Here is a 3,623-nt window from a genome sequence, read left to right as displayed (position 1 = left end):
CGGCGTTGTCGGCGTTCTGCTTGATGTTGGAAGCCATCTCCTCCATCGAGGCGGAGGCCTCTTCGGCGGACGAGGCCTGTTCCGTGGCGCCCTGCGACAGGGTTTCGGAGCTGGCGGAGAGCTCCTGGCTGCCGGACGAGACGTTGTCGGAGGCGGCAAGGGCGTCGGACACGACGCTTCTCAGGCGCTCGACCATGCTCTGGAGCGAGAGACCCAGCACATCCTTGTCCGACAGCGGTGTCGGCCGGACGGTCAGGTCGCCGTTGGCGATCTGGCTGGCGATATTGGCGGTCTCGCGCAGATTGCCGGTCATCGTGTTGATCTTGGCCACGAGATCCTTGATCTCGTCGTTCGACTTGATCTCGATATTCTGGTTCAGGTCGCCGATGGAGACCGCCTCGGCCACGGACATCACCTTGCGCAATCCGCTGCTGATTCCCAGCGCGATCCAGAAGGCGGCGGCCGCGGCGATCAACAGGGCAACGCCGGAGATCGCCAAAATGAGATTGCGGGTGGTCTCGTACTGCAGATTGGTCTGCTGATCGGCTTCGATCATCTGCGCCTTGTTGGCTTCGATGCGGACGTTGATGGTCTCCTCGATCTTGTCCATGACCGCGCGGCCCTGGCTCGTGACCAGCCGGAGAGCTTCCGGACCATTGCCCGCCTGAACCAGGGTGCGAACCCGGTCGTCGACGGCATAGATCTGCTTGGCCTCTTCGGCCACGTCACGCCACTGCTGCTTGCCGGCCTCCGTCGTGGCGGTATTGACGAGCAAGTCGATGGTTTCTCCAAGCCGCTGGCGGTTCCGATCGCTGGCTTCGATGAAGTTTGCAATCTCCGCTGAGCCTGTCGCGGTCGCCAGGTTCATTTGCGCGCGGGCCAGACGAAGCTGGATGTTGCCGAGGTTCTGGGCATTCTCGAGGCGGGCGGCTGGGCCGGCGACGAGCTGGGTGATGGCTTGATTGAGCGCTGACAGGCTGGTGATCGCATAGACCGATGTTCCGGCCATCATCAGGATGATGACGGCAAACGCCAGGGCCAGCTTAAATTTAATCGTAAAACGCATTTTTGAAATATTCCCTCTATCGGCGGTTGGTGATCAGCGCCCGTCATAGTGATTGCGCTGCAGATGCAAGAAGACCGATACACTCACCCTTCCGCGACCCTTGAAGGCCGTTGCTCCTGGCGCCTACATACGCCGGGATTCTCGGATGGCCCGCCGTCCAACGGCGCGCCATCCTCGTGTTTGATCAGCGACACCTCGATCTGCGGGTGCCTTGCGAGGCCCCGCTCACCGAAGCCGCCGCTCAGGCGCTTTCGCGGAAGTCCGCGTCGTCTGCATCAGGGCCGCCCATCGACATGTCGAGCGCGAAGCCCTTGGCGCGCGACTGCTGTGCCGTGACGCTGTGGGCGGAGGGTCTCGCCACCGGTGCCGGACGGGCCTTCCCGGCGGGCGCCTGTGTCCCCGACTGACGCTGGTTCCTCGTGCTGCCGCTCTCGACCCGGAAGAACGAAATGGACGCCTGCAGTTCCTCTGCCTGGGCAGCGAGCTCTTCGGAGGTCGAAGACATCTCTTCCGAAGCGCCGGCGTTCTGCTGGGTCACCTTGTCGAGCTGCTGGATCGCCTCGTTGATCTGGGCGGCGCCGATGTCCTGCTCGCGGCAGGCAGCGGAGATTTCCGACACCAGTTCGGCGGTCTTCTGGATATCCGGCACCAGCCGGTTCAGCATCTCGCCGGCTTCGGTCGCGACCTGCACCGTCTCGCCCGACAGCGTGCTGATTTCGGCAGCCGCCGCCTGACTGCGTTCCGCGAGCTTGCGGACTTCCGAGGCGACGACCGCAAAGCCCTTGCCGTGCTCGCCGGCACGGGCGGCCTCGACGGCTGCGTTGAGCGCGAGCAGGTCGGTCTGGCGGGCGATCTCCTGAACGATCGAGATCTTCTGGGCGATCGTGCGCATGGCGCCGACGGCGCGGTTGACGGCCTGGCCGGAGCTTTGCGCGTCAATGGAGGACTGACGGGCGATCTTTTCGGTCTGGGCCGCGTTGTCGGCGTTCTGCTTGATGTTGGCGGCCATCTGCTCCATCGAGGCGGAAGCCTCCTCGGCTGCGGACGCCTGTTCGGTCGCACCCTGCGACAGGGTTTCCGAACTCGACGAGAGCTCCTGGCTGCCGACCGACACGTTGTCGGAAGCCGCCAGTGCGTCGGCGACCACGGTCCGAAGGCGCTCGACCATGCTCTGCAGCGCAAGCCCCAGGGTGTCGCGGTCCGAGCGTGGCTTCGGCGTCACCATCAGGTCGCCGCCGGCGATCTTGTCGGCGACGTCCGAGGTCTCGCGCAGGTTCATCACCATGCTGCGCATCGAGATGCCGAGCTTGTCCTTGTCCGACAGCGGCTTCGGCTCGACGGAGAGATCGCCCTCCGCGATGCGGTCGGCCATTTCGGCCGTGTCGCGCAGGTTGCCGGTCATGACGTTGATCCTGTCGACCAGGTCCTTGATCTCGTCGTTGGTGCGGATCTCGATCTTCTGGTCCAGGTCGCCGATGGACACGGCCTGAACGGCGGTCCCGATCTTGCCGAGGCCGCGGCTGATGCCCAGCGCGATCCAGAGCGCTGCGGCGACCGCGATCACCAGCGAGCCGATGGCCAAGGCGGACAAGGCGGCAAAGGTCGCTTCGTAATCGGTGTCGGCCGTGGCGTCGGACGCCTTGATGGCGGCTTCCGTCAGTTCGGCCATGTCCTCCGAGAGGCTGTCCATCTGGTCGGCCGCCTCATGACCCTCGGTCATGAAAAGCTCCGTCGCCAGTTCCCTCTGGCCGTTGACGGCCAATGCCACGATACGGTCGCTGATGGCGAAATAGTCGTCGCTGAAATCCCGGATCTTCTGCCATTCGGCCTTGAAGGTCTCCGGGGCATGGCTCTGGCCGTCGTTCAGCGCCTGTTCGAAGGCCTGCTTTTCCTCGGCAATGACGCTGCGCGCCTTGTTGGCACGGTCGAGCGTCGTGGCCATCAGCAGGTCCGCTTCCGCCAGGGCGATCCCGTCGAATGCGGCGGACAGGTCGTTGGCATAGTCGTCCTGATGTACCGGACCTTCGATCATCGCATTGCGGACGGTGTTGATGTCCCGGACTCCCAGGATGCCGAATGCCGCCGAGCCGCAGCTCAGGAGGATCAGGAGGCCGAAAGCCAGGCCGAGTTTCAGCTTGATGGTAAAGCGCATGGAGCCCTCCTCTGGTGTCTTCTGACGGACCAGATATGTGAAACGACATGCCTTGACGGGCGACTCCATTCACCAGCCAGCGGCTCCCCGAGGGGATGATCCGCCGCTACATGCGGCGGAGGTTGCCGGGCCCGATCAGGACCCGGCAGATATCTCAGGCGCTTTCGCGGAAGTGGGCGTCGTCGGCGTCCGGGCCACCCATCGACATGTCGAGCGCGAAGCCCTTGGCGCGAGCCTGCTGTGCCGTCACCGACTGCTCCGGCCTCTGCATCCTTGCGGCAGGAGCGGCGGCTGCGCGGGTGGCGGGCTTGGCGGCTGCCCGGACCGGAGCAGGCTTGGCACTTTTCGCACTCCTTCCGGCCGTTGCATCGACCCGGAAGAAGGCGATCGACGCCTGCAGTTCTT

At 64.6% G+C, this 3,623-nt stretch carries 2 protein-coding genes and 1 pseudogene; all 3 read right to left on the bottom strand.

Going from position 1 to position 3,623, the window contains the following annotated elements; translation table 11 throughout:
* The coding region (locus tag EO99_RS0125260) for an MCP four helix bundle domain-containing protein (protein WP_029621310.1) at window positions 1-1,066 on the bottom strand (1,066 nt) is incomplete at its 3' end.
* A gap of 241 nt (window positions 1,067-1,307) precedes the next feature.
* Window positions 1,308-3,218 carry a HAMP domain-containing methyl-accepting chemotaxis protein gene (locus EO99_RS0125255; protein WP_029621309.1) on the bottom strand — a complete coding sequence of 637 codons (1,911 nt, stop codon included), beginning with the start codon at window positions 3,216-3,218 and terminating at the stop codon, window positions 1,308-1,310.
* Window positions 3,219-3,372: 154 nt separating this feature from the next.
* Window positions 3,373-3,623 (bottom strand): annotated as a pseudogene (locus tag EO99_RS27930) (methyl-accepting chemotaxis protein); the annotation flags it as partial.

Source organism: Pseudorhizobium marinum (assembly GCF_000705355.1).
Taxonomy (GTDB): Bacteria; Pseudomonadota; Alphaproteobacteria; order Rhizobiales; family Rhizobiaceae; genus Neorhizobium; species Neorhizobium pelagicum.
The sequence above is the reverse complement of the archived record's forward strand: the minus strand, read 5'-3'. Positions and strand labels throughout refer to the sequence as shown.

Excerpts from the sequence above, each read along its gene's own strand:
- EO99_RS0125255 (WP_029621309.1), bottom strand. The coding sequence starts at position 3,218 with ATGCGCTTTACCATCAAGCTGAAACTCGGCCTGGCTTTCGGCCTCCTG.